This is a genomic window from Actinoplanes sp. NBRC 101535, assembly GCF_030269225.1.
GTDB lineage: Bacteria > Actinomycetota > Actinomycetes > Mycobacteriales > Micromonosporaceae > Actinoplanes > Actinoplanes rectilineatus.
Window position 1 is genome coordinate 539,474 of record NZ_BSSY01000001.1, and the last position, 24,520, is coordinate 563,993.

The 24,520-nt window shown below is 71.7% G+C and carries 18 protein-coding genes; 9 read left to right on the top strand and 9 right to left on the bottom strand.

Annotated elements, in window-relative coordinates; translation table 11 throughout:
- The first annotated feature begins 115 nt into the window (after positions 1 to 115).
- Positions 116 to 3,457 carry a hypothetical protein gene (locus QSK32_RS02280; RefSeq protein WP_285471080.1) on the top strand — a complete coding sequence of 1,114 codons (3,342 nt, stop codon included), beginning with the start codon at positions 116 to 118 and terminating at the stop codon, positions 3,455 to 3,457.
- 377 nt (positions 3,458 to 3,834) lie between these two features.
- Here QSK32_RS02280 and QSK32_RS02285 read toward each other — a convergent pair whose 3' ends face one another.
- On the bottom strand, positions 3,835 to 4,560 hold the full coding sequence (locus QSK32_RS02285; RefSeq protein ID WP_045745772.1) for an ATP-binding protein: 726 nt from the start codon (positions 4,558 to 4,560) through the stop codon (positions 3,835 to 3,837).
- Positions 4,561 to 4,704: 144 nt separating this feature from the next.
- Here QSK32_RS02285 and secA2 point away from each other — a divergent pair, with 144 nt between their 5' ends.
- From secA2 to QSK32_RS02310, 5 genes are all read left to right on the top strand, one after another.
- The gene (gene secA2, locus QSK32_RS02290; RefSeq protein ID WP_285471081.1) at positions 4,705 to 6,996 is read left to right on the top strand and encodes an accessory Sec system translocase SecA2; all 2,292 of its coding nucleotides are present in this window, start codon (positions 4,705 to 4,707) and stop codon (positions 6,994 to 6,996) included.
- 1,532 nt (positions 6,997 to 8,528) lie between these two features.
- Entirely contained in the window at positions 8,529 to 9,083 is a 555-nt protein-coding gene (locus QSK32_RS02295) for a winged helix-turn-helix domain-containing protein (RefSeq protein ID WP_045745770.1), read from the top strand.
- 184 nt (positions 9,084 to 9,267) lie between these two features.
- Positions 9,268 to 9,900, top strand: a complete 633-nt coding sequence (locus QSK32_RS02300) for a nucleoside/nucleotide kinase family protein (RefSeq protein WP_045745769.1) — start codon at positions 9,268 to 9,270, stop codon at positions 9,898 to 9,900.
- A 200-nt stretch (positions 9,901 to 10,100) separates the two neighbouring features.
- A complete protein-coding gene (locus QSK32_RS02305) occupies positions 10,101 to 10,523 on the top strand; it encodes a TraR/DksA family transcriptional regulator (RefSeq protein ID WP_045745790.1) in 423 nt (140 codons plus the stop codon).
- A gap of 606 nt (positions 10,524 to 11,129) precedes the next feature.
- On the top strand, positions 11,130 to 11,315 hold the full coding sequence (locus QSK32_RS02310; RefSeq protein WP_285471082.1) for a hypothetical protein: 186 nt from the start codon (positions 11,130 to 11,132) through the stop codon (positions 11,313 to 11,315).
- A gap of 4 nt (positions 11,316 to 11,319) precedes the next feature.
- Here QSK32_RS02310 and QSK32_RS02315 read toward each other — a convergent pair whose 3' ends face one another.
- The 5 genes from QSK32_RS02315 to QSK32_RS02335 all read right to left on the bottom strand — a co-directional run bounded on the left by QSK32_RS02315 (position 11,320) and on the right by QSK32_RS02335 (position 16,600).
- The gene (locus QSK32_RS02315) at positions 11,320 to 12,021 is read right to left on the bottom strand and encodes a hypothetical protein (protein WP_045745767.1); all 702 of its coding nucleotides are present in this window, start codon (positions 12,019 to 12,021) and stop codon (positions 11,320 to 11,322) included.
- Positions 12,018 to 14,774 carry an FtsK/SpoIIIE domain-containing protein gene (locus QSK32_RS02320; RefSeq protein WP_045745766.1) on the bottom strand — a complete coding sequence of 919 codons (2,757 nt, stop codon included), beginning with the start codon at positions 14,772 to 14,774 and terminating at the stop codon, positions 12,018 to 12,020. The genes QSK32_RS02315 and QSK32_RS02320 overlap by 4 nt, the downstream gene beginning before the upstream one ends.
- A gap of 45 nt (positions 14,775 to 14,819) precedes the next feature.
- Positions 14,820 to 15,719, bottom strand: coding sequence for a hypothetical protein (locus QSK32_RS02325; RefSeq protein WP_045745765.1), 900 nt, complete (start codon positions 15,717 to 15,719; stop codon positions 14,820 to 14,822).
- A 4-nt stretch (positions 15,720 to 15,723) separates the two neighbouring features.
- Entirely contained in the window at positions 15,724 to 15,984 is a 261-nt protein-coding gene (locus tag QSK32_RS02330) for a hypothetical protein (protein WP_045745764.1), read from the bottom strand.
- A 253-nt stretch (positions 15,985 to 16,237) separates the two neighbouring features.
- Positions 16,238 to 16,600, bottom strand: coding sequence for a PIN domain-containing protein (locus QSK32_RS02335; protein WP_245674177.1), 363 nt, complete (start codon positions 16,598 to 16,600; stop codon positions 16,238 to 16,240).
- A gap of 241 nt (positions 16,601 to 16,841) precedes the next feature.
- Here QSK32_RS02335 and QSK32_RS02340 point away from each other — a divergent pair, with 241 nt between their 5' ends.
- Positions 16,842 to 19,397 (top strand): ATP-dependent Clp protease ATP-binding subunit, encoded by a 2,556-nt coding sequence (locus QSK32_RS02340; protein WP_045745763.1) that lies wholly within the window; start codon positions 16,842 to 16,844, stop codon positions 19,395 to 19,397.
- A gap of 84 nt (positions 19,398 to 19,481) precedes the next feature.
- Here QSK32_RS02340 and QSK32_RS02345 read toward each other — a convergent pair whose 3' ends face one another.
- Together QSK32_RS02345 and QSK32_RS02350 are read right to left on the bottom strand one after the other, a co-directional pair.
- Positions 19,482 to 20,483: a LysR family transcriptional regulator gene (locus QSK32_RS02345; protein WP_045745762.1), complete on the bottom strand. Its 1,002-nt coding sequence runs from the start codon at positions 20,481 to 20,483 to the stop codon at positions 19,482 to 19,484.
- A gap of 126 nt (positions 20,484 to 20,609) precedes the next feature.
- Positions 20,610 to 21,188, bottom strand: coding sequence for a hemerythrin domain-containing protein (locus QSK32_RS02350; protein WP_342669812.1), 579 nt, complete (start codon positions 21,186 to 21,188; stop codon positions 20,610 to 20,612).
- A 100-nt stretch (positions 21,189 to 21,288) separates the two neighbouring features.
- Here QSK32_RS02350 and QSK32_RS02355 point away from each other — a divergent pair, with 100 nt between their 5' ends.
- Complete coding sequence (locus QSK32_RS02355) at positions 21,289 to 22,596, top strand: M20/M25/M40 family metallo-hydrolase (RefSeq protein ID WP_045745761.1); 1,308 nt, start codon at positions 21,289 to 21,291, stop codon at positions 22,594 to 22,596.
- A 22-nt stretch (positions 22,597 to 22,618) separates the two neighbouring features.
- Positions 22,619 to 23,287 (top strand): hypothetical protein, encoded by a 669-nt coding sequence (locus tag QSK32_RS02360; RefSeq protein WP_045745760.1) that lies wholly within the window; start codon positions 22,619 to 22,621, stop codon positions 23,285 to 23,287.
- A gap of 1,022 nt (positions 23,288 to 24,309) precedes the next feature.
- On the opposite strand, the gene QSK32_RS02365 is transcribed toward QSK32_RS02360, so the two are convergent.
- Positions 24,310 to 24,501 carry a DUF5703 family protein gene (locus tag QSK32_RS02365; RefSeq protein ID WP_045745759.1) on the bottom strand — a complete coding sequence of 64 codons (192 nt, stop codon included), beginning with the start codon at positions 24,499 to 24,501 and terminating at the stop codon, positions 24,310 to 24,312.
- Positions 24,502 to 24,520: the final 19 nt, after the last annotated feature.

Here is a 24,520-nt window from a genome sequence, read left to right on the forward strand (position 1 = left end):
CCCTCCGGGCACCCTCGAAGAGGTGAACTGTTCTCGGAAATCCATCCGGCAACCCGGGGATGGCATCCGGTCGGCCGGAGGCACACGGCAGGCCGGGAATGGGGGAGGAAGCCCAGTGGCGTCGACGAACGCGTACGTCAAGCCGGAGAGCCTGCTGGCGCAGACCGCCCGCACCATGGTCGAGGCACACGGCGGCGGCTCCGGCCCACGCGACGGCATGACGCTCTGCCCCACCTGCGGCGAACGGCTGCCCTGCCGGATCGCACTCTCCGCCGCCGAGGTGCTGGCCGCCGCCGGACTGGCCGAGGAATCCGGCCTGGTGGCGCTGACCCGGCCGGCGGCGCTCCGCGACGACACCCGCCCACCCTGGGCCACACCCCTGGAGGAACCGGTCTGGGAGGACTCGTGGTCGACACCGGAGGAGCCGCCGCCGGCGCGTACCCGGTCGCGATCACGGTACCGCGACGACGACGCCGAGGAGCCGGTCCCGGCGTACCAGCCGTCGCACGGCCGGCACTCGCACAGCCGGGGCCTGCACAGCGAACCGGTCGAGGACGACCTGCCGCACTCGTCCGCGCGACCGATTTCGCCCACGCCGATCCGAACGTCCGCGCCCCCGGTCTCACCGACGCCGGTCGCCTCGTCCGCGCCCCCGGTCTCACCGACGCCGGTCGCCTCGTCCGCGCAGCCGGTCTCACCGAGGCCGGTCGCCTCGTCCGCGCAGCCGGTCTCACCCACGCCGGTCGGTGCCTGGGAGGACAGCGGCTGGGCCAAGCCCGAGCCGGAACCGGAGAACGGCGGCGCCGGAGCCCGCACCCCCACCCCGGCCCCACCCTGGGCGTTCCCCTCCATCGACGAGACCGGTCACCCCGAGAACGACCCCGAGCCGACCGGTGCCGCAAACGCCGACCGGGGATACAGCCTCCCGGGCGAAGACCCTTCCCACGGTACGAGCGAAGAGCCCACTGACCCCGACGACGGGGGCTACACCTCCCCGTGGGCGGCCGAACCGGAACCGCAGCCCCGGGGCAGGGGACGCGGATCCCAGCAGGCCGACACCGGGTACACCTCGCCGTCATGGGTGACCGGGGCATCCGACCACGAGGAACCGGAGGAGCCCGCGCCGCCGGCCCACCCGGAATACACCGGAGGCGGCAGCCCGACCGGTCTCGCCGGCCGCATCCACGGACACTCGTCACCGGCGGCCGGGCTGTCCCGGCCGTCCGGGGCCACCGCGCCGTCCGGCGGTCCCGGTCTCCCCACCGGCGGCAACCCGTCCCGCCCCACCGGCCTGTCCGGCGCCTCCCTGTCAGGAGTCTCGGGCTCGTCTGGGGACTCGAGTGGGTCCGAGGGCGCAAGCTCGTCCCGCGGAGGCTCGTCCGACCAGCCGTCCGGACTGGCCCGCCGCGCCAGGATCCCGTTCGAGGAGGCGTTCCGGGGTGACCTCAACGCACCCCTCGGCACCTTCAACTCCCCGGCCAGCAGCGGCCTGAGCGGTCCCGCGGGCGGTGGCTACGGCTCCGCGGGCGGTGGCCTCAACGATCCTGCCGGTGGCGGCTACGGTCCGGCGAACGGTGGCGGCCTGTCTCACGGTGGCGGTCCGTCTCATGGCGGCGGTCTCTCTCATGGCGGCGGTCTCTCCCATGGTGGTGACTTCTCCCATGGTGGTGACTTCTCCCATGGTGGTGACTTCTCCCATGGTGGTGGCCTCTCCACGCCGGAGCCGAACGGGTCGGCCCGGCCCTACCAGGAATCGCCGCTCTCCGGCGACGGCACGGGCCTGAACGCCCTGTCGCTGCCGAACCCGAACTCCGCGCCGCCAACCCCGCGGATCTCCCTGCCCCCGCTGCCCGGAAAAGCGGGAACCGAGGACTCCCAGGAACTCCCGCAGACCTGGGCCGCCCCGACCCGGCCGGACGAAAGCCCGTCGAGCGGCGAGTCCGGCCCCGGGCCTTCCACGGCCTCTGGCCTCGGCCCTTCCACGGCCTCCGGTCTCGGCCCTTCCACGGCCTCCGGCCTCGGGCCTTCCACAGCCTCCGGTCTCGGGCCGTCCATGGCCTCCGGTCTCGGCGCCGCGCAGTTGGCCTCCGGTCTCGGCCAGCCCTCGCACAGCGGCCCCTCCCAGGGTGGCCTCCCGCAGGGGGGACCCGGCTTGGGCGGTCTGTCCCGTCCGGGCGGTGACCTGGCGTCGCGGCTCGCGCCGCCGCCCGCCCCCGAATCCCCTTCCGGCCTGTCCGCGGGCCCCGCACCGATGGGCCCGTCGCTGGCCGGCGGATTCGCCTCGGGTGGATTCGCGGCGGGCGGAAACACCGAATCGTCCACCACCCCGGCCTACCAGGACGAGCCGTCCTCGGGGCTTCAGCCAGCCGCACCCTCCTCGGGGCTTCAGCCAGCCGCACCCTCCTCGGGGCTCCAGCCAACTGGTCCCTCTTCGGGACTCCAGGCGGCTGGTCCCTCTTCGGGGCTCCAGCCGGCCGCACCGGCCGGGGGCTTCCAGATGGCCGGTTCGGCCTCCGGTCTCCCGGCGGCACCGCCCCCCGCCCCGCCTGTCGGGCAGGCCGCCACCCACATTCCGCCGCCGGCCGCGACGTTCCAGGCTCCGGCGTCCCCGCCCTCCACTTCGCAGGCTCCCGCGCCGCAAGCCCCGACCCTGCAGGCTCCGGCACCGACCCTGCAAGCTCCGGCACCGACCCTGCAGGCGTCGGCGCCCCAGGCACCTACTCTTCAGGCGCCGGGTCTTCAGGCATCGACCCTGCAAGCATCGACCCTTCAGGCGCCCGGTCTTCAGGAGTCCACTCTGCAGGCTCCGGCGCCCCAGGCTGAGACGCCGCCGGCCCCGCCCGCCCCGGGGATTCCGACGCCGGAACTGGGACAGCCGGCCACCTACAGCCAGCAGAACAGCCCGCTCGACGCTCCCCGGTTCACCCGCTCGGCCCGTCCCATGCAGCACAGCACCACGGCCGACGGCGGTGCGGTGCCGCTGCCGCCGCCTCCCGGGAGCGGCGTACGGCACCAGGCCGGCGATCACGGCGTACCCCCGAAAGGAACGACACCCGCGCCTGCCGTGACCGGGATGGGGACCGAGACGCCGCAGGCGGCCGGTCGTCCGCAGTTGCAGGCGCCGGATCTGGGACAGTACGCGCGCCCGCAGACCCCGGACGCGGGGACGGCCGGTGCCGCTCCGCAGAATTCGGGACTCGCCCACAGTGCTTCGGGACTCGGCCAGAGCGCTTCAGGTACGGGTCAGAGCGCTTCGGGCCTGGGCCAGGCCACTTCGGGTCTGCAGGCTCCGAACATGGGGCAGAGTGCTCCGGGTCTGCAGGCTCCGGACATGGGCCAGCACGGTGCGCAGGCGTCGGGTCTCTCCGGTCTGTCGGCAGTCGCGCCGTCCGCCCCGGCGCCGTCCGAGGGGCCTGGCGACGGTTCCGCGGCGCCGAGCGGACTGCCCCGCTTCTAGACATGTTTCGTGGTCAGGGTGCGAAGCCCGTCCGCGTGGTGATTTCGGGCGCGTTGGACGCCCGAAGTCACCACACCCGTGGCGGTGTGGTGATTATGGGCGCGCTGGACGCCCCAAGTCACCACACCCGTGGTGGTGTGGTGATTATGGGCGCGCTGGACGCCCCAAGTCACCACACCCGTGGTGGTGTGGTGAATACGGGCGTGCTGGACGCCCGAAATCACCACGCTGTTGTGGGTGTGGTGATTTCGGGCGTCCAGCGCGCCCGTAATCACCCCACCCCACCACGATCGTGCGGTCGGGCCGTGCCTGTGCGAGGCGCGATGCGCGGCCAGGCCCACGGTGCTGCCGGGCTTTTCGTATCTGGCCCTGTCCGGTCAGGCGACCAGCCGGCTCCACACCACTTTGCCGCCGGTCACCGGGAGCACACCCCACGCGTCGGTCAGGTCTCGGACCAGGTGCAGTCCGCGACCGCCCGCGTCGGCGACCGTCGGCTCGAGGGCGCGCGGCATCCGCCGGCTGCCGTCCCGGACCGCCAGGGTGATCCGTCCCGCGCGCCGGCCCAGCGTGACCTGCATGGTGGTGTGCGCGTGCCGGACCACGTTCGCCACCAGCTCCGTCGCGACCAGAGTGGCGTTCGAAGTCACCTCCGCGCCGTGCGCCCACGCCGAACAGGCGTCCCCGACGAGCCGGCGCACCTGACGGCAGGCCTCCGGCAGCGGGCGCAGCCGGACGCGTACCCGGGCACCCTCGCCGTCCAGGATCTCCAGAGCGTCCGAACGGCTGCCGGCCACGTCCACCAGCGCCAGCGCCGGGTCGGTCGCCAGCGCCGCCCGGGTGTCCGCGTTCGCACCGCAGATCACGATCGGGATGTCCGGGAATTCGGTGGCCGCCCGGATCGCCGCGGCCAGCGGCTCCAGCGCCCCCGGCTCGGCGACCCGCAGACGGGCGACGTCGAGCAGCAGACGGTCCGGCATCACCGACAGGCTGCGCCGGACCGCCGCGCCGAAGGCGTCACCGGTGATCCGGTCCAGGGTGCCGGCGACGGTCAGGACAGCGACCGGAAGGTTCCCCTCCGGCCGGCAGATGAGCTGGCTCGGCATGGGCGCTCCTTCCGGGTACCAGGAATCGCAGACCCCCCAGGGTGCCCGGTGAGCAGCTCCGGCAAACGGAGAAAAAGCACCTTCTGAAGCATGGCCGGGAGTCCGGCGCTTGAGACGGGGCAAAATAAAGTACCGTTGCGCGCCATGGGTGTGTCGCAGCGGTTGAAGAACCGGTTCCGCAAGTTTCTGCAGCGTCCCGGGACAACAGTGGACCTCGGCCCGCTGTCGAAGCGCCTGGGAGCCATCGAGGCGCGAGAAGAGGCGCTCCAGGAACTGGACGACGCCGCGTTGACCGAAGCGGCCCGGGAGGCCGACAGTTACGTCGAGATCTGTGCCATCGGACGGGAGGCGTCCCGGCGGGCCATCGGCCAGCGGCCGTACGACGTTCAGCTCCTCGGTGCCATGGCCCTGCTCGACAAGCGGGTCGCCGAGATGGCCACCGGTGAGGGCAAGACGCTCACCGCCACCATCGCGGCGTACGGGCATGTCCGTCTCGGCGCCGGCCCGGTCCACGTGCTGACCGTCAACGACTACCTCGCCAAGCGTGACGCCACCTGGATGGAGCCGATCTACACGCTGCTCGGCCTGACCGTCGGCTGGATCACCGAGGCGATGACGCCGGAGGAGCGCCGGGAGGCGTACGCGGCCGACGTCACCTACGTGTCGGTCAGCGAGGCCGGCTTCGACTACCTGCGCGACCAGCTGGTCACCGACGTCGCCGACCGGGTGCAGCGTGAACTCGCCACCGCGATCGTCGACGAGGCCGACTCGATCCTGATCGACGAGGCCCGCGTGCCGATGGTGCTCGCCGGCAGCGTGGCCACCGAGTCCGACCCGGTGCTCGAGGCCGCCGAGATCGTCCGCGGGCTGCGCAACGGCAAGGACTACGAGGTGGCCGAGGACGGCCGCAGCGTGGCGTTCACCGACGACGGCCTGAAGAACGTCGAGGAGCAGCTCGGCGGCGTCGACCTGTACGCCGACGACCAGGTGGAGCACCTCTCCGCGGTCAACGTCGCCCTGCACGCGCACGCGCTGCTGCGCCGCGACGTCGACTACATCGTCCGCAACGGCGGCGTCGAGCTGATCGACGAGATGCGCGGCCGGGTCGCCCAGCGCCGTCGCTGGCCGGACGGTCTGCAGGCCGCCGTGGAGGCCAAGGAGGGTCTGACCTCCACCGCCGAGGGCGAGGTGCTGGACACCCTCACGGTGCAGGCCTTCATCGCGCTGTACAAGAACGCGTGTGGCATGACCGCGACCGCGGTGCACGTCGGCGAGCAGCTCCGGGAGTACTTCAAACTCGAGGTCGCGGTCATCCCGTCGAACACCCCGAACATCCGCGAGGACGACCCGGACCGGATCTACTCGGCGCACGACATGCGCGACGAGGCACTGGTCGAGGAAATCAAGATCGCGCACGACAAGGGCCGTCCGGTTCTGATCGGCACCCTGGACGTGAAGGCGTCCGAGCGTCTCGCCGAGCAGCTCGCCGCGGCCGGCGTGCCGAGCAGCGTACTGAACGCGAAGAACGACGTCGAGGAAGCCACCATCATCGCCGAGGCGGGCGCGCTCGGCGCCGTCACCGTCTCCACCCAGATGGCCGGCCGCGGCGTCGACATCCGCCTCGGCGGCTCCGACGAGAAGGACCGCGACGCGGTGGTCGAGCTCGGCGGCCTGTACGTGATCGGCTCCGGCCGTCACGACAGCCGCCGCGTCGACGACCAGCTGCGTGGCCGCGCCGGCCGGCAGGGCGACCCGGGCGCCTCGGTGTTCTTCGTCAGCCTCGAGGACGAACTGGTCACCCGGCACGCCGGTGACATCCTGCCGGCGTCGCCCCGGATGGACATCGACGGTGTCGTCCACGACGCCCAGGTGGAGTACGCGGTCGAGCACGCCCAGCGGGTCGCCGAAGGCGTCAACCACGAGATCCACCGCAACACCTGGCGGTACAGCGTCGTCATCGAACAGCAGCGCCTGCTCCTGGCCGAACGCCGCGAGCGCCTGCTGACCTCCGAAGTCGCCGCGATCATGCTGCTGGAGAAGTCCGAGGAGAAGGCGAAGGAGACCGACGAGGACGTGCTGTCCGACTCGGCCCGGGCGATCGCCCTCTACCACCTGGACCGTCTGTGGGCCGAGCACATCGCGTACCTGAACGAGGTCCGCGAGGGCGTTCACCTGCGCGCCCTGGGCAAGCTGGACCCGCTCGACGAGTTCCACCGGGCGGCGGTGCCGGCCTTCCAGGAGCTGCTGACCCAGGTCGAAACCCGCACGATCGAGACGTTCGACGAGGTCGACCTGACCGACGGCTGGCAGCCGGACCGGGCCGAGATCGTCCGCCCGAGCGCCACCTGGACCTACCTGGTGCACGACAACCCGTTCGGTTCCGAACTCGACCGCCTGATCGCCGCAGTCGGCCGCCGCCTGACCTCCGGCGGCTGACAGACCGACCTCCCTCGGGCAGGCGGGCACCCTTTCCGCTCTCCTGCCCGAGCGCCCGGACAGTTCGCCTTCATCACACCCGATCATGTTGTCGGGTGTGCTCGCCGTGCTGTTGAGGGCGGTCGTCGCGCCCGGTCATGTTGTCGGGTGCGTTCGCCATCCCGACAAGGAGGGCAACCGCACCCGATGATGTGTCGGTGTGATTGCCGCCGCCACCTCATGTTCGTGGAATGGGGGTTGGGCCGGTGACCGCTCCCGATCATGTTTCGGGTGCGCTCGCCGTGCTGTTGAGGGCGGCCATCGCACCCGATACATCATCGGGTGCCGCCTGCCGCCTGCCGCCTGCCGCCGCCAGATCGTGTTTGTGGGTCCCGGGGCTGAGGTGGTAACTGCACCCGGTGTCGCCGTCGGGTGCGGTCACCGTCTGATTTGGGGTGGTCGTCGCGCCCGATCATGTTGACGGGTGCGCGCACCATGCCGACGACGGTGGTCGGCGCACCCGATATGTCATCGGGTACCGCGACCGCCTCATGTTTCGCGAGTCTTGAGGCCCGGGTCGGTGACGGCACCCGGTGAGGCCGTTGGGTGCACTCACCGTCCCGTTCGGGGAGGCCGCTGCACCCGACCATGTTGTTGGGTGCGCTCAAGTCCCGTTCGAGGCGGTCGTCGCACCCGATCTTGTCATCGGGTGCGCCCGCCATCGAGCAGGACGGTCGTTGCACCCGTTGCATCATCGGGTGCTGCCACCGCCTGCCGTCGGGTGCTGCCACCGCCTGCCGTCGGGTGCTGCCACCGCCTGCCGTCGGGTGTCGCCACCGCCTCATGTCCCGCATTTCATGTATGTCCCGCATGGCCCGTGGGCCGTGGGCCGTGGCCTGGGGCGGTGAGCGCGCCCGGTGTGGTCGTCGGGTGCGTTCTCCGTCTGATTTGGGTCGGTCGTCTTACCCGATCACGGCGTTGGGTGCGCTCGCCGCGCCGGTGACGGTGGTAGCCGCACCCGATACGTCATCGGGTGCCGCGGCCGCCTCGTGCTCCGTGGGGTCTGAGACCAGGTCGGTGAGTGCACCCGGTGCGGTTGTTGGGTGCGGCTACCGTCTGGTTGGGGTGGCTGTCGTACCCGATCATGTTGACGGGTGCGCGCACCATGCCGGTGACGGCGGTCAGCACACCCAATATGTCATCGGGTGCCGCCACTGGCCGGTGTACTGCTCATCCTGCGCGGTGCTGCGCGGTGCAGGTTGATCTAGCTGCCGATTCTGGACGTTGACGGGGGTTCGGGTGAGGGCTTTGGCGTGGGCCGCGCCACGGGTTGGGCGGACCGGCGACCTGGCCGTCATTCGGCAATGCTTAATGAGGCTGACAGATAGCGTTACCGGAATGCATTTGTGTGACCGTGAACAATGTGGAACGTCTTTCCCACACTGTGGTTGGCGACTTGACCCGCGAACGGGCGGGCGGGAAATATCGTCCCCGCTTTACGCACAGTGATCGTTCATATTCGCTTGCCGCAGCAAATTCTGGGGGATGAATCAATGCCGGTCAGCGCATTGTCGCCGCGAGCCGATCGCGGTTCCGCGGGACCGGGCCGGGGTTCCGGCCGTCGTTCCGCCGAGCCGGCGTTGACCGTGACGGTTGCCATCCCGCTCACCGGTGACGTGGTGTCGCCGCAGGCCCACAAGCTGCTCGCCGCGGTGCGGGAGCTGGTCGAGCTCAGCCGGGGCACGGTGACCGTCGAGCAGGCCGAGGCGCCGGAGGAGTTCGTCGAGGAGATCCTGCCGGACGGTCCGGAGGTGCGGTTGCAGGTCTCGTCGCGCCAGGCGCTGCTGGAGGGTGTCCCGCTGACGTTGACCCGTCTCGAGTTCGACCTGCTGCTCTTCCTCGCCGAGCGCCCTCGGCGGGTGTTCAGCCGGGCCCAGCTGCTCGCCGCGGTCTGGGGTTACGAGCGGGCCGGCGAGCGCACGGTCGATGTCCACGTTCGCCGTGTGCGTCTCAAGCTCGGCTCCCAGGTCTCGCTGATCACTACGGTCTACGGGGTCGGTTACCGGCTGGCCGACGACGCCCGGGTCCTGATCATGCCGCACGACTGACCGGCCTGCCCCGCAAAGCCGGAAGCACCCGGGGGAGTGCTGTGACAACACGGCCTGGTGAGTGCGACAGCGCCGCCCGGTGAGTGCGACAGTTCTGCTCGGCGAGTGCGGCAACGCGGCCCGGCGAGTGCGGCAACGCGGCCCGGTGAGTGTGACAACGCCGCCCGGCGAGCATGATCGACGCATGCGTGTCACCCCCGTCTCGTACCCCAAATTGATCGATGATCTGGCCGATCGTCTCGCGAGTCGGGAATCCGACAGTCGCCTCCGGGTGGCCGTCGACGGCGCCGACGCTGCCGCCCCCGGAGCCCTCGCCGACGCCCTCGTCGATCCGTTGCGGGTCCTCGGTCGCCCGGTCGTCCGCGTCGACACCAGGGATTTTCTTCGTCCGGCCTCGGTGCGGCTGGAGTTCGGGCGGACCAATCCGGACTCGTTCTACTCCGGCTGGTTCGACGAGGCGGGCCTGATCCGGGAGGTTCTGGACCCGGCCGGACCGGGCGGCTCCGGGCGGATCCTGCTCAAACTGTGGGACGCCGACATCGATCGTGCGGCGCGTGAGCCTTATCGCGAACTCGCCGGTAACACGATCGTCGTGGTCAGCGGGCCGCTGCTGCTCGGCGCGGGCCTGCCCTTCGACTTCACTGTCCATCTTGAACTGTCGGCTGCTGCCCTGGAGCGCCGGACGCCCTCTGGCCTGCTCTGGACTGTGCCGGCGCATCGGCGGTACGTCGAGGAAGTGAATCCCGGATCGTTCGCCGACGTGGTCGTCCGGGTTGACGATCCGCGGCGGCCGGCGCTCGTGGTGGGCGATCGTTGAGCCGCGGCGCAAGACCCGTGTGCCGAGTCCGTGGCGGATTCGACCACTGACAGTTATGCTCCGGTTACTTTTTCGCGGGGGTCCCGTTTGGGATCTTCGGCGGTGGGTATCGACCGGCTCCACAAGTCGAGCCGTACCGGGACGAGGGTGACCCGGCGATGGTCCACCGGCTGGGGCTGATGGAAGGGCAGGGGGACAGCATGCTCGTCAACGGAGCGATTGTTGCGGGTAAGGGCTCGAGCACGGCGAAGCTGCGCTCGGTCGAGGAGATCGAGCAGATCCGGGCGCTCCTGCGGGACCGTTTCGAGGAGCTCAACACCGAGTACGAAGAGGCCGTCGCCCAGAATCATCGGCTTCGGCTGGTCGAGATCGGCGACGCGGCCGGCGACGACCAGGCCGACAGCGGGTCGAAGACGGCGGAGCGCGACGCCGCGTCGTCGCTGCTGCGCACGCTGCTCGACCGGCGCACCCAGGCGGAGCACGCGATGCAGCGGCTCGACGAGGGCACCTACGGCAACTGCGAGGGTTGTTCCCACCCGATCCCGGTGGAGCGCCTCGAGGTGTTCCCGTCCGCGACGTCGTGTGTGAACTGCAAGCAGGTCCGCGAGCGCCGCGCCAGCTGACGATTTCCGGGGCCTGCCGGCGGAGTGGGCCCCGAAATCGCAGGTCCACGGTGGACGGTCGTGGGTGAAATGCGCGGCCGCCCCATTTCCACGGCAAAGAGCGGCGTTCCGGTCACCGCCCGGCGATGCTCATTGTCAGATCTTTCCGGGGTACGCGTTCCACCTCCCACAACCACAGATGACCCGTCCCACCGCCACCCAGATCCTCGCGGCACCCGTGGTGCCGGCGCGGTGTCCCGTGGCGAGGGCGCAGGGCGCACCAGCCCGTCCGGACCGCAGTAGTGGCGAAGACGCGGTGAAACCGGTCCGGATCGCCGGCCGTGGCGAATCTCTGAACGGTCAGGCACTCCGGACCGCGGTAGTGCGGGCCGAAGTGCAGACGACGGTCCGAGCGGGCGGGTGACGCCTCAGCCGACGGCCGGAGACACGCCGAGCGGCGGGTGACGCCTCAGCCGACGGCCGGAGTTACGCCGAGCGGCAGGTGACGCCTCAGCCGACGGCCGGAGTCACGTCGAGCGGGCGGGTGACGCCTCAGCCGACGGCCGGAGTGGTACGCCGAGCGGCCGAGCGTGTTCCGGACGGCGAAGGCCGGGTATTCACTACCCCATGACGGACATCCGGAATCCCGACGAGCAGTCGCAGCCGCCCGAACCCGACGGTGATCCGCATGGCGGCGACTACGAGTACGACGAGGCGCACAGCGAGGACACCGGTCAGGCCGTCCCCGACGCCCTGCGCGCCGAGGCCGACCGCCAACGGGACCTGAACCCGCCCGCGAGCAGGAGCACGTGACGGCTCAGGTCTGCGCGAACTGTACCGCCGCGAACAGCAGCCCCGCCGTCACCAGCCCGGTGGTCAGCACGGTCGCCACCGCCGCGGTGTCCAGTCCGACACCTCGCCGGTCGGCCACCAGTTTGGCGCTCACCACCGCCAGTACCGGGAAGCAGAGCAGCACCAGCAGGGCCACCACCGGCGCCGCCTGGTGCCAGTCGCCGGCCGAGGCTTCGCCGGTGCGGCGCAGCACGGTGTTGCCGATCACGCCGAGGAGCCCGCCGGCGAACCCGAACACGCCGAACAGCACGGTGTGCCCGAAGGTCAGGGGCCGGGCCGGCGGGGTGTACTTGACCCGGGTCTCCACCTCGTCGAGGTAGTCGGTGGCGTCCCGGTCGCCGCGCTGCCGGGGGATGCTCGCCTCGGGCAGGGAGTGCCCGAACCGTTCGGCCACCGGTCCGACCCGGTGGACGTATTCGGACCAGAGTCCGGCGGCCCGCGCGTCGACCTGTTCGAGGTCGCGTTGTGCCTGCCGGACGTCCTGCTGGGCGGCACGGAGTTCGTTCTCGGCTTCCTGGACGGCGCCGAGGGCGGCCCGGGCCCGTTCGGCGTGCCAGGTGGCCGCCTCCTGGCGCAGGTCGGCGGCGCGCTCGTCCAGCGTGGTGAGACGCTGCAGCACGGTGCGGTAGTCGGCCCGATCGAGGTCGGCCGGTTCGAGTTCGCTCATGAGGTTCCGTAGGGGATGATCACCTCGGCGCCGCGGTGGACCGAGCGGTCGAAATGCAGTGCTCGCCACGGGCGGGGGTACCAGTTCGGCGCCCCGGTGCCCGGGTAGAACGGCGAGAGTTCGCTGCCGTGCACGTCCAGCGCCACCCAGGCGCCGATCGGGTCGGTCCGCGACGCCTGCCCGCCGAGGGTGTCCCGGAGTAGTCCGGCGCCCCGCCACCATCCGATCACGTGCAGGCGGCGTTCCGGCCCCTGCCGCAGGATCGTTCGTATCTGGTCACCGGTGGTCCGGCCGCCGGGCAGGGCGTCCGCGGCGTAGATCAGGATGTAGTGCGGCTTGTCGGCGGGGAACGCGGAGGAGGCGTCGGCCGCGGCGTCCTCGAGGAGCATGTCCACGTTGTCGTTGTCGTAGCGTCCCGAGCCGGGGATCCGGGCGGCCAGCGAGTCGGCCGCGGCCCGGGCGTCGGGGTCCAGGCAGACGATCGAGAAGCGGGCGCCGTCCGGGCCGAACTGGGCGGCCAGGGACCGTCCGGCTGTGGAGAGGATCGCGCAGGCCTCGTCGGTGCGGGTGCCGAGGACGGCGAGGTTGCGGCCGGGTGCCCGGCGCATCACGGTGCGCGCCGACCGCGCCGCGACGTCGATGGTCTCGCCGAGCAGGGCGATCGGTGCCGGGGCCGACTCGGCGGCGCGCAGCGACCGGAAGTCGGGACTGTCCGCGAGCCGGGGCACCACGTCGCCGTCGAAGAGCCGGGGTGGCCCGATCTCGGGTGGTCGCCGCCGCCACAGCCGGTGCTGCAGGGCGCTCCACTGGTCCCGGTCGCCGGCGGACGGCACCCGGACGATCCGGTTGGCCCCGGACGCGCCGGAGTCCGCGTTCACCACCGCGTGGTACCGGGGCAGCGAGTCGGCTGCCGCGTTCAGTTCGGCGAGTACCCGGCGGGCCCGGGGCAGCGCGATCCGCAGCGAGAACTGGGCGACCAGCGCGGGCCGTCCCCACAGGGCCTCGATGCCGGAGACGTCCTGGCTGGCCAGCACCAGGTGGATGCCCTGGGACCGGCCGCGGCGGGCCAGGTCTTCGAGCAGGTCGACCGCCTCGTTGGCGACCGCGTCGCGCCCGGAGAGCAGGACCTGGAACTCGTCGACGACGGCCACGATCCGCGGCCAGGAGCCGTCCGGGTCCTCGGCGCGCAGTTCGGCGAGGCTGGTCACCTCGTGCTGTTTGGCGGCGTCCGCCCGGCGCCGTAGTTCGGTGCCGAGGAACCGGAGCAGGGCCAGGCCGAACTCCCGGTCGGTGTTGACGTTCACCCCGACGAGGCGGACGTGCGGCAGCCAGCTCGGGTCGCGCCGGCCCGGCGCGAACCGGGCGAACGACACGCCCTCCTTGAAGTCGAGCAGGTAGAACGCGAGTTCCTCGGGGGAGTAGCGGGCGGCCAGCGCGCCCATCCACGCGTAGATGAAGTTGGTCTTGCCGGTGCCGGACGGGCCGGCGATGAGCGCGTGCGGCGGGTAGTCGCTCAGGGTCACCTGCACGCGCGGTCCGTGCGGGCTGTCGCCGAGCGGCGCGGTCAGCCCGGTCGCGGAGCTCTCCCGCCACTCCTCGCCGGCGTCGGGCAGCAGGCTGTCCAGGGCCACCGGGGCCGGTCCGGCGGCCACCGCCTCGGCGATCTGCCGGCAGGTCGCGGTGACCACCGTGGCCGGTGGCGCCGGGTCCAGGCGGATCGGCAGGTCACCGGCGCTCTGGACGCGGGCGTCGTCGCCGGCGGCCGCCTCGATGAACTCGATGCCGTCGGTCTGGTCCACCGCGAGTCCCCGGATCACCAGGTGCACCCCGCAGGCCGCCCCGGTACGCAACAGCCGGTCGAGCTGGGACCGTTCGTGCCGGGACAGCTCGCCCGCCCCGAGCAGCACCGCGACCCGCCAGGGTTCCGGGCGCCGTTTGGTGGCGGCGTGGAGTTCCCGCACCGAGGAGTACTCCCCGGCGAGGACCGTCTCGTTGATCCGCCGGACGTGGTCGACCAGTTCGTCGAGGAGTCCGCCGAGGCCGTCCGGCCCGACGAAGGTGAGCACACCGGCCGGGGCGAGCGGCGCGAATCCGGCCAGTCCGCCACCGAGGTGCTCCGGGTCGTACCCGATCAGCTGCACCGACCCGGGGATGCTGGTGCCCAGCGCCCGCAGCAGCAGACCGGCCACCACGTCGTCGCCGGTCCGGCGGTCGCCGTCGACGACGATGTGCCCGTGGTCGAGGAGCCGGACCAGGGCCGGGACCTGCGGGGACGCCTGCTCGGGCAGCGGCTCGGGGTCGTCCGGGGGCGGTGGGGCCGACCCGGGTGCCCCGGACCACGCGCCACCGGCCCGTTCCGGGCGTTCGGCGCGGCGCGGTTCGGGCAGTGGGGCCTCGGGCAGCATCAGGCGCCCGATCCGCAGTTCGGCGGCGCGGGCCAGTGGGGTGGCCTCCCAGCTGTGCCAGGGTTCCCCGGCGGCGCCCGGCGCGGCCCGCTCGGCGGCGCCCGCCGCCGCACCGGCGAGGCCGGCGAGTTCGGTGGCGTGCCAGGTCTCGATCTCGGCCAGCCGCTGGTCCCGGGTGGCCTTGAGTTTGTGCCGGCGGGCCTCGGCGGCCGCGCTGATCCGCTGCCACTGGTCCAGCGCCGCCGTCTCGGCCTTGCGGGCCAGATCCAGGGCGGTCTGGGCGAGACCCAGGGCGTGCGACAGCCCGGCCCGGATCTCCATCACCTGTTGCTTGGTGGATTCAGCCATGTCCCGCCGGCATCGTCGTCTCGGGCATCTCGGGTGGTGCGGGGGTCACCGGCGGTCGCCCTCGGCGGCCCCGGCACCGGGGTGTACCGGCTCGGGGGCGTCCGGGTTCAGCGCACCGGCGTCGCGTCCGAGCCGGGCCAGCAGTACGCCGGTCAGCACGCTCGCGGTGACCGCGGTGTCCGCAGGGTGCCCGGCCGGCCGGTCGGCCCCCTGCTGTTTCTCCACCGGGACCCGGCAGATCCGGTCGATCAGAGTCTCCAGCACACCGGGTTGATTCCCCGGCAGCAGCGCTTTCACCCGTCCCTCGGCGGCGGTGCGCAAACGGGGGACGTCCTCCGGGCGGGGCTCGTGGCCGAGCAGGTCACCGGCGAGGCGGTGCAGCACCGCGGGGGTGACCGCGGCCAGTCCGAGGCCGGTCGACGCGTTCACCGCGTGCAGCTCGCGGCCCAGCCGGGACCGGTCACCGGCACGGACCCCGGCGGCGACCCGGCGCAGCAGCTCGGCGGTGTCGGTGCCGTCCGGTTCGGGGGTCTTCTCCGGGGCGGGCTCGCCGGTCAGCTCGGCGACCCGCCGCTGCCACCACGGGCCGAGCCTCTCGGTCGCCGGGGCGGTCGCCTGCTCGTCGCCGCGGGCCGAGTCGTCCGGCCGCATCGAGGCCCGCCACTCCTGGCCGGGGGCCGCGCCGGGGGTGCCGGCCAGCCCGACGGCGGCCAGGTAGGCGTCGATCGCGTCCTGGGCGGCGCGCAGGGCCGCTGCCGCGCGTTCCACGTGTTCGGTGGCGTTGCCCAGCTGGGGTACGCCCATCGGGTCGACGGACTGCTCGCGGACCCACATCAGGATCTCGGTGGCGCTGCGCAGCTTTTCCATCGCCGCGGTCACCTGACCGGTGGGAAGCTCGTCGGAGGTGGCGCGGAGCTGGGCGCCGAGTTCCTGCAGCAGCGACATCGTGTCAGAGGGTCGCCGTGTAGGTCTGCGCCTGCTCGACGGCCACCAGAGTGGCGCTGAGGCACTCCTCGAGCTGTTGATCGGCCTGGGAGAGTGACGCGTGGGCGGCCCCGACGGCGTCGTTGGTGCTGCCGTCGAGGGCGGCGGCCAGGCTCTGCTGAGCCTCACCGATCTTCTCCCGGGCCGCCTGTATCGCCGCCTGCCCCTCGGAGACCTGCTGAAGTGCGGCGTCCACGGCAGCTCTTACCTCGGCGACACTGGCCACCCGTGCAGCCTCCTGTACGGCGTTCCCACTTGCGTTCCCAGCCTACCGCCCGGTTCTCGCCGTGCCGTGTTCGGATGCCCTATTTGGCAGACCCCGATCACCGCGGTCCACCGGCCGGATCCGGCACACCGGCACCCGCCGTCGACGACGATCACCCAGCTGGCCTGCGGTACGGCCCGCAGTCCACTGTGGATCATGATAACCCGCGGGGCCGTCGTCCGCATCGAAGTGGCCCGGCCGGGCCGTCACCCGATCAGCGGGGGACCGACGACGGGCCGCGGACCTCGGCGCCCAGGGCCGTGGCGCGCTCGCGCAGCTCCCGGTCGGCGGTGACGACCACGGTGCGCCTGCCGGCGGACTCCTGGCGTACCACATCAATGATCTTGTCATCGCCGGAGCCGGACGCGCGCTCCAGGCGCACCCCGCCCGGACCTTGCGGAATGTCCCGGGCCCGGCCCTCGACGACCAGGACCACCTCGACCGGGCCGGGAAGGCCGGGCAGTCCCGTGGCGGGCAGCGCCGCGAGGTCGTCGCGCAGCCGGATCGCGGCGCCCGCCCGGTCGCGCCACCAGCCGTCCGGCACCGAGCCGACCACGTTGGCGCCGTCGACGATCACCAGGGGCGCAGATCCGCGCTCCGGGCCTGCGGACGCACCGGGAGGGGCATCCTGATGTTGAGGTGCCGGGGGCGCAGGCTCCTGGAACACGGGTGTCAGGGGCGGTTCGGCCATGAAGTTGAGCGTACTCCAGTCAACTTTTTTCGCGATCCGGGAATCACCGGCCCGCTTCACGCGCTTCTGACACGTGGGTTCCCTGATGTCCCGGGAGCCCACCGAAGTACCAGGGGAGAGAGCACAGATGAGCATCGGACCGTTCGGGCCCACCGGGCCCGGCCAGTGGGACGACCTGTTCGCGCGCTTCTTCGGTGCGGCCGAGCCGCGCCGCGCGGCGCAGCGATTCGACATCGCCCGCTACATGAGCAACGACGCCCGGCACGTTCTCGCCGACGCCGCACGCCGGGCCGGCGAACTGGCCGGCACCGCCCGGCCCCTCGCCGACCTCGACACCGACCACCTGCTGTGGGCCGTGCTCCAGCAGGACCCGATGAAGCAGACCGTGCGCCGCGCCGGGGCCGACCCCGACACCCTGCTGCGCGAGCTGGAGTCGCGTGGCGGCGAGACCGCCGGCCGTGACCTGCCCGAACAGGTGGCCCTCACCCCGGCCGCCAAGCGGGCGCTGCTGGACAGTCTGCAGATCTCCCGCGCGGTCGGCGCCTCCTACATCGGACCGGAACACATCCTGATGGCGCTCGGCCTCAACCCCGACTCGGTCGCCGGCCGCCTGCTCGCCGGGCGCCTCGACGCGCGCGCCATCCCGCACGCCGAGCCGCCGGCCGGGCAGAACCCGGGCGGCCAGGGCGGTCCCCGCTCCGGCCCGTCCTCGACGCCCACGCTGGAGCAGTTCGGCGTGGACCTGACCGAGTCGGCCCGCCGCGGCGAGATCGACCCGGTGATCGGCCGGGCCGACGAGATCGAACAGGCCGTGGAGATCCTGTCCCGGCGTACCAAGAACAACCCGGTCCTGATCGGTGAGGCCGGCGTCGGCAAGACCGCGATCGTCGAGGGGCTGGCCCAGCGCATCGTGGACGGCGACGTCCCGCTGACCCTGCAGGACATGCGGGTCGTGCAGCTCGACCTGGCCGCCCTGGTGGCCGGCACCCGCTACCGCGGCGACTTCGAGGAGCGCATGCGCAAGGTCCTCGACGAGATCCAGGGCTCCGGCGACGACCTGATCGTCTTCCTGGACGAGATCCACACCCTGGTCGGGGCCGGTGGTGGCGGCGACGGCGGCGGGATGGACGCGAGCAACATGCTCAAGCCCGCCCTGGCCCGCGGCAAGCTGCGGGTGATCGGCGCGACCACCCTCGACGAGTACCGCCGGAACATCGAGAAGGACCCCGCGCTGGCCCGCCGGTTCCAGCCGGTGCACGTGGGCGAGCCGTCGGTGGCGGACACCGTGGCGATCCTGCGCGGCCTGCGGGACAACTACGAGGCCCACCACCAGGTACGCATCACCGACGAGGCGCTGGACGCCGCGGCGGTCTACTCGGACCGCTACATCACCGACCGGTTCCTGCCGGACAAGGCGATCGACCTGGTCGACCAGGCCGGCGCCCGGGTACGCCTGCGGATGAAGACCCCGGATGCCGGGCTGCGCGAACGCGAACGCCGCCTCGAGCAGCTCAACCGGGACCGGGACCAGGCGGTGGCCGCCGAGCACTACGAGGAGGCGTCCCGGCTGCGCGACCAGATCAACGATCTGAAGGCGCAGATCGCCGGCGTCGGCGGCGGCTCGGGCGGTGTGCCGCAGGTGACCGGGGCGGACGTGGCCGAGGTGGTCTCCCGCGCCACCGGGATCCCGGTGGCGCAGCTGACCGAGGCCGAACGGGACCGCCTGCTCAAGCTGGAGGACCACCTGCACGCCCACGTGATCGGGCAGGACGACGCGGTCGAGGCGGTCGCCGAGGCGGTCCGCCGCTCGCGGGCCGGACTGGGCGACCCGGACCGGCCGGTCGGCAGTTTCCTGTTCCTCGGGCCCACCGGGGTCGGCAAGACCGAACTGGCCCGCTCGCTGGCACAGTCGCTGTTCGGCGAGGCGGACCGGATGATCCGGCTGGACATGAGCGAGTTCCAGGAACGGCACACGGTGTCGCGCCTGGTCGGTGCGCCTCCCGGCTATGTCGGGTACGACGAGGCGGGCCAGCTGACCGAGGCGGTGCGCCGCCGGCCGTACAGCGTGGTGCTGCTCGACGAGATCGAGAAGGCCCACCCGGACGTGTTCAACATCCTGCTGCAGGTGCTCGACGACGGGCGGCTGACCGACAGTCAGGGGCGGACGGTCAGCTTCAAGAACACCGTACTGATCATGACGAGCAACCTGGGCTCGGACCTGATCACCGGCAGCACCCGCAGCGTCGGCTTCGGCGGCCCGGACACCGGCCGCTCCGCCGACGAGGAGCTGCGTGACCGGCTCGACCGGCGGCTGCGCGAACAGCTGCGTCCCGAGTTCATCAACCGGATCGACGAGATCATCGTCTTCCGGCAGCTCGAGGACGACCAGTTGCACCGGATCACCGAGATGATGCTCGAGGAGACCCGGCGGCGGCTGGCCGCGCAGGACGTCCGCCTGGAGGTCAGTGGGGCCGCGGTGGACTGGCTGTCGGACCGCGGGTTCCAGCCGGAGTTCGGGGCCCGGCCGCTGCGCCGGACCATCCAGCGCGAGCTCGACAACCGGCTGTCCAAGATGTTGCTCGCGGCGGATCTGGCGCCCGGCCAGACGGTACGGGTGGACGCCCGGGACAGCGAGTTGACCTTCGCGGTGGAGTCGACGACGGCACCGGCCGTGGCGAGGTGAGGGTTTTCCCTTGAGTTTCATCCATCGGGGGCGCCGGCAGGATCCGGTGCCCCCGATGTCGTCTGTTCGTGCCGCCCGCCGTGGTTACGCCGCGGCCAGTTCGGCGCCGGCGCTGTTGCCTCCGCCGCCGCTGGCACCGAGGTGCGGGTGTCCGCGTATCCACTCGACATAGCCCTCGTTGCGGGCGATCACGTCCTGGTAGGCCTCCTGGGCCAGCTCCATCAGCCGCGACGCGCTGCGGGCCGCCGGCGACTCCGGGTGCCAGCCGAGCACCAGCCGCCAGCGCAGCGGCGCGCCGCGCAACGGCCGGGTGGTCAGGCCCGCCGGTGGCCGGAACGTCGGCTGGCACAGGCCGACGGCCAGTCCCAGCTCGACCATGTCCACGCAGGCCCGCGGGTCGGTCTCGAGCATCTTGCGGGGCGCGAACCCGGCCCGGGCGCAGGCCGCCGCGAAACAGTCCGCGAAGCAGCCGTCGCCGGTGCCGGCCACCCACTGCTCCTCGGCCAGCTCGGCCAGGTCGACCTCGGCCCCCTTGGCCTGCGGGTGGTCCTCCGGCATCAGCACGCAGACGCCGTCGACCGCGATGGTCTCCCACATCAGGCCGTAGTCCGCCGACGGCATGGCGTCCCCGCAGACCCCGGCCTGGGCGTAGTCCAGCTTGCCGGCGAGGACCATGGTGGCCAGCTCGTCGACGTAGTAGGACGCGTGCGTGGAGATCTGGGCGTCCGGCTGGGTGGTGGAGAGCCGGTGCAGCAGGTGCGCGACGACCGGCCCGCCGATCGCGCCGATCCGGTACCGGCTCATCACGTCGTGGCTGCCGGCGGCCAGGCGGGCGGCCTCGTCCTGAAGGCCCTTCATCGCGGGCAGCAGCACCCGGGCGCGGGAGAGCACGAGCTCTCCCAGCGCGGTTGGGCGTGCCCCACGGCGGTCGCGGTCGAACAGCGGGCCACCGAGCGTCCGCTCGATGCGCTGCAGTTGCGCGGTGAGCGCTGGTTGGGCGAGGCCCAACTGTGACGCGGCCTTGGTCACGCTGCCGGTCTCCGCGATGGCGCAGACCACCTTCAGATGCCGCAGCTCGAGGTTCATAGCGTGACGTTAGGACTAGAAAGGGATCGAAGGCTAGCCCTGCGAGCCGGAGAAAGATCCGCATCCTGTGACAAACGTATTAACGAACAGGACAGACTCGACTTACCGCCCGCTACTGGCGTTTGATTACAGATCGCGCATGTATGTAGTACGCGCGGTCGCCACATCGCGGATCTTGTCGACCACGCCGAGAAGCGGATCCACCACCTTGTTCCACGGTGGGCGGCTCGGCGTCCGCGGGTGCGGACGGGTCGGTGCCGCCTCCTCGGTGGTCTCCAGCCGGTTCCCCAGACGGATCAGAGTCTCGATCGGCACCATCTGCTCCAACAGCGGTAACAACTCCTCCGCGTCGGCCTCGACATGCCGCCGGACCGCCGCCACGACCCGCCCGGGATCCCCGCCGCGTTCCAGATCCCGCAACAACTCCAGCAGCGCGAGATCCTCGGCCAGTTCCCGGTCGGCGATCGCCCCGCCGCCCGGCACGGTGGCCCGGACCGCGGGATAGAGGTACTGCTCCTCGCCGGAGAGATGGCGGGAGGCGGTGGCGACCAGAACGGACGCCACCTTCTTGTCATCGGGAGCGTCGGCGAGACGCTCGGCCAGGGAGATCAGCTCACGGTGCTGCTCGGCGACGACATCGATGATGTTGCGCCCGGTGGTCTCGCCACCGACCGGCGGCAGCGGGGGAAGATTCACGTCAGACACGTCCGACGTGATACCCCGCACCCGGCCTCGACCAAACGACGTTCCCGTCCCGCCGCCCCTGAGCGGAGGTGAAGAAACACTTTCCTGGTAAGAATGGCGGATGACCACCACCGCGGCCGACGAGGTCACCGGGCTCTGCCGTGACCTGCTGCGCATCGACACCACCAACACCGGCGACCCGCTGACGACCGTCGGCGAACGCGTCGCCGCCGAATACGTGGCCGAGAAGCTCGGCGAGGTCGGCATCGAGTCGCAGCTGCTCGAGTCGGCGCCGAAACGCGCCAACCTGGTCGCCCGGATCCCCGGCGCCGACCGCAGCCGCGGCGCGCTGCTCGTGCACGGCCACCTCGACGTGGTCCCCGCCGACGCCGCCGAGTGGTCGGTCCCGCCGTTCGCCGGCGAGATCAAGGACGGCTACCTGTGGGGCCGCGGCGCCGTCGACATGAAGGACTTCGACGCCATGGTGCTCGCCGTGGTCCGCGACTGGCAGCGCACCGGATACGTGCCGCCGCGCGACATCGTCCTGGCGTACACCGCCGACGAGGAAGCCGGCATGGAGTACGGCTCCCAGTGGCTGGTCCAGAACCACGCCGAGCAGTTCGAAGGCTGCACCGAGGCGATCGGTGAGGTCGGCGGCTACTCCTACACCGTCAACGACGACCTGCGCCTCTACCTGGTGCAGACCGCCGAGAAGGGCCTCGACTGGCTGCGCCTGCACGCCCACGGGCGGCCCGGCCACGGCTCCTTCATCCACGACGACAACGCGGTCACCCGGCTCGCCGAGGCCGTCGCCGCGGTCGGCAACCACCGCTTCCCGGTCGTCGTCACCCCCACCGTGCGGGCCTTCCTCGAACAGGTCAGCGACGCCCTGCAGATCGACCTGAACCCGGACGACCCGGAGCTGGCGATCGCGAAACTGGGCCCGATCGCCAACCTGATCGGCGCGACCATCCGCAACACCGCCAACCCGACCCGGCTCGCCGCGGGATACAAGGACAACGTCATCCCCGGCAAGGCGTCCGCGACGATCGACTGCCGCACCCTGCCCGGCCAGGCCGACTCGTTCCTCGCCGAACTCCGCGACATCATCGGGCCCGACCTGGAGATCGAACACATCCACCGGCAACCGGCCGTCGAGACCGCCTTCGAGGGTGACCTGGTCGAGGCGATGGGCGCGGCGCTGCGTGCCGAGGACCCCGGGGCGCGTACCGTGCCGTACCTGATGTCCGGCGGCACCGACGCCAAGGCCTTCGCCACGCTGGGGATCCGCTGTTTCGGCTTCGCGCCGCTGCGGCTCCCGCCCGACCTCAACTTTGCCGCCCTGTTCCACGGCATCGACGAGCGGGTACCGGTGGAGGGGCTAGAGTTCGGCGTGCGTGTGCTGGACCGTCTGCTCCGCAACAGCTGAATCCGGAAGGACCCCGATACTCATGAGCGACCAGAACGCTGAACTCGACGCCGCCCTCGAGCGGGTTGTCGAGGCGGCGCGGGCTCACCTTGCCGCCGTCAAGGCAGCCGCCGGCCGCATCGACGACGACGACGTCTGGCAGGCGTACGTCGACTTGAACAACGCGAGTTTCGCCTACGACGAGAAGCTGCTCGACGCGTTCGGCGAGGTCACCCCCTGGGATGTCGAATCCATCGACCCCGACGAGGCCGACCACCGCTTCGCCACCTCCGCGGACGGATCCGGCGACGGTGCCGCCGACCCGTACCCGCAGGTCATCTCGGTCCGCCAGCGTCGCGACTACCGCGTCCCGAGCGTGGCGGCCCTGCTCCGCGTCGCCGAGACCGCCCGACGCGCCTCCGTCCCCGACGACGAGGACGCCGGCCCGGTCGAATCGGTCGGCGAGGCCGTGCTCGAGCTGCTGCAGGCCGGTGACGGCTCCCTGGCCTCCCTGGACGTGCCCGAGCTGGAGCCGCTCGACGGCCTCCTCACGGTCACCGAGGTCACCGAGCCCCTCGACCTCGAGGCCTTCGACGACGCCGACGGCACCGGCCCGTTCTCCCCGGCCGAGGGCGACGCGCTGGTCGGCCGCCTCGACGAGCACCCGTTCCTCCCGGACGACGAGGACGACCACGCGGGCCACGCCCACTAGTCTCCTGCTCTGCGCTGCTCTTCACTTTCGACGGCCTCGGGCTTCCCGCCCGGGGCCGTTCGTTCGTCACTCTTGGGCGGCAGGGCTTCAGCCTCTTCTCGGGTACGCCGTAAAGCAGTCCCGCCGCAACCCGCCCGCTCGTGTCGGCCTGTTCGCGCCCGCTCGCGCCCGCCTGTTCGCGCTGGCTCGCGTCGGCCTGTTCGTGCCCGTCTGCGTCGCGTTTGCCTGTTCGTCGGCTCGTCTGTGCTTGCGTCAGGCTGGGAACCCCGAGTGACGGCGGGGAACCCTGAGCCGTGGTTGATGGCTCATTTTCGTTTCCCGAGTAGCCGTGGGCGACGGCTCGGTCGGCGTAGCCGTCGGTGGTGGTCGATCCGTGAGTCGAGAACGACCGTCAACGGCGGCCGGGCGGCCTGAGCCGTCGGTCACGGTTCGTTGATGCGCCGGGAGCAGCCCTGAGTGACGGCGGGGAATCCCGAGCCGTGGTTGACGGCTCATTTCCGTCTCCCGGGTAGCCGTGGGCGACGGCTCAGCCGGCCGTGATGCCGCTCAGCATAAGTTGATCACGATGCCGGCCGAGGGCTTGGCCACTGCCGCCATCGTGTCTGCCGAGCGTCACCTGCGGTTGCTTCCCGTCGACTCAGCTCAGCCACTCGGAGCCTCCGTGCCCGTTGTCCGGATCACCATGAGCTGAGTGGCATTCCGGCCGGTCGGGCTGTTGGGGCGGTCGATTCGGGAAGCCGAGGGTGGCCGTGGGCTGCGGCCGGTGTTGCCTGAGCCGTCGTCGGCGGTTGTTCAGTGCCGAGGGTGAAAACCGTGCACGACCGGTGTGGCTGACGTGACGGCCGGCCCGTGGCGACAGCGGGCGGGTCGCGGATGGTGAGGGCCGTGGGGCGTTCGGGGCCGCATGGGCCCGGAACGGCGGCAGGGGAGTGCGGGAACGCGGCGCGGGCGGTCAGCGTGAGAGCGCGTTCCTGCGGTTGTCCGGCCCCTAGGTCGTACCATATATGCGGTTTTACGGGTTTTTAGTAACTCAGATTGGGCTGCGGGGTGGGCTGCACGCGGCGGCGCAGCACGACCTTGCGGGAGCCGTCGCGGAAGAGCTGAACGCGGGCGAGTTCCCAGCCGGAGAATTCGGCCTGGATGGCGAGTTGCGCCGCCGCGGTCAGCCGGTCGACATTGCTGGGCAACCGCAGCGGCGCATATTCGTAGTCCATGGACACCAATATGCGCTTC

Coding starts and splice junctions, on each gene's coding strand:
- QSK32_RS02345 (WP_045745762.1), bottom strand. CDS start 20,483: ATGAACCTCGAGCTGCGGCATCTGAAGGTGGTCTGCGCCATCGCGGAG.
- QSK32_RS02355 (WP_045745761.1), top strand. CDS start 21,289: ATGACCACCACCGCGGCCGACGAGGTCACCGGGCTCTGCCGTGACCTG.
- QSK32_RS02300 (WP_045745769.1), top strand. CDS start 9,268: ATGCGTGTCACCCCCGTCTCGTACCCCAAATTGATCGATGATCTGGCC.
- QSK32_RS02360 (WP_045745760.1), top strand. CDS start 22,619: ATGAGCGACCAGAACGCTGAACTCGACGCCGCCCTCGAGCGGGTTGTC.
- secA2 (WP_285471081.1), top strand. CDS start 4,705: ATGGGTGTGTCGCAGCGGTTGAAGAACCGGTTCCGCAAGTTTCTGCAG.
- QSK32_RS02340 (WP_045745763.1), top strand. CDS start 16,842: ATGAGCATCGGACCGTTCGGGCCCACCGGGCCCGGCCAGTGGGACGAC.
- QSK32_RS02285 (WP_045745772.1), bottom strand. CDS start 4,560: ATGCCGAGCCAGCTCATCTGCCGGCCGGAGGGGAACCTTCCGGTCGCT.
- QSK32_RS02320 (WP_045745766.1), bottom strand. CDS start 14,774: ATGGCTGAATCCACCAAGCAACAGGTGATGGAGATCCGGGCCGGGCTG.
- QSK32_RS02310 (WP_285471082.1), top strand. CDS start 11,130: ATGACGGACATCCGGAATCCCGACGAGCAGTCGCAGCCGCCCGAACCC.
- QSK32_RS02365 (WP_045745759.1), bottom strand. CDS start 24,501: ATGGACTACGAATATGCGCCGCTGCGGTTGCCCAGCAATGTCGACCGG.
- QSK32_RS02315 (WP_045745767.1), bottom strand. CDS start 12,021: ATGAGCGAACTCGAACCGGCCGACCTCGATCGGGCCGACTACCGCACC.
- QSK32_RS02295 (WP_045745770.1), top strand. CDS start 8,529: ATGCCGGTCAGCGCATTGTCGCCGCGAGCCGATCGCGGTTCCGCGGGA.
- QSK32_RS02325 (WP_045745765.1), bottom strand. CDS start 15,719: ATGTCGCTGCTGCAGGAACTCGGCGCCCAGCTCCGCGCCACCTCCGAC.
- QSK32_RS02305 (WP_045745790.1), top strand. CDS start 10,101: ATGCTCGTCAACGGAGCGATTGTTGCGGGTAAGGGCTCGAGCACGGCG.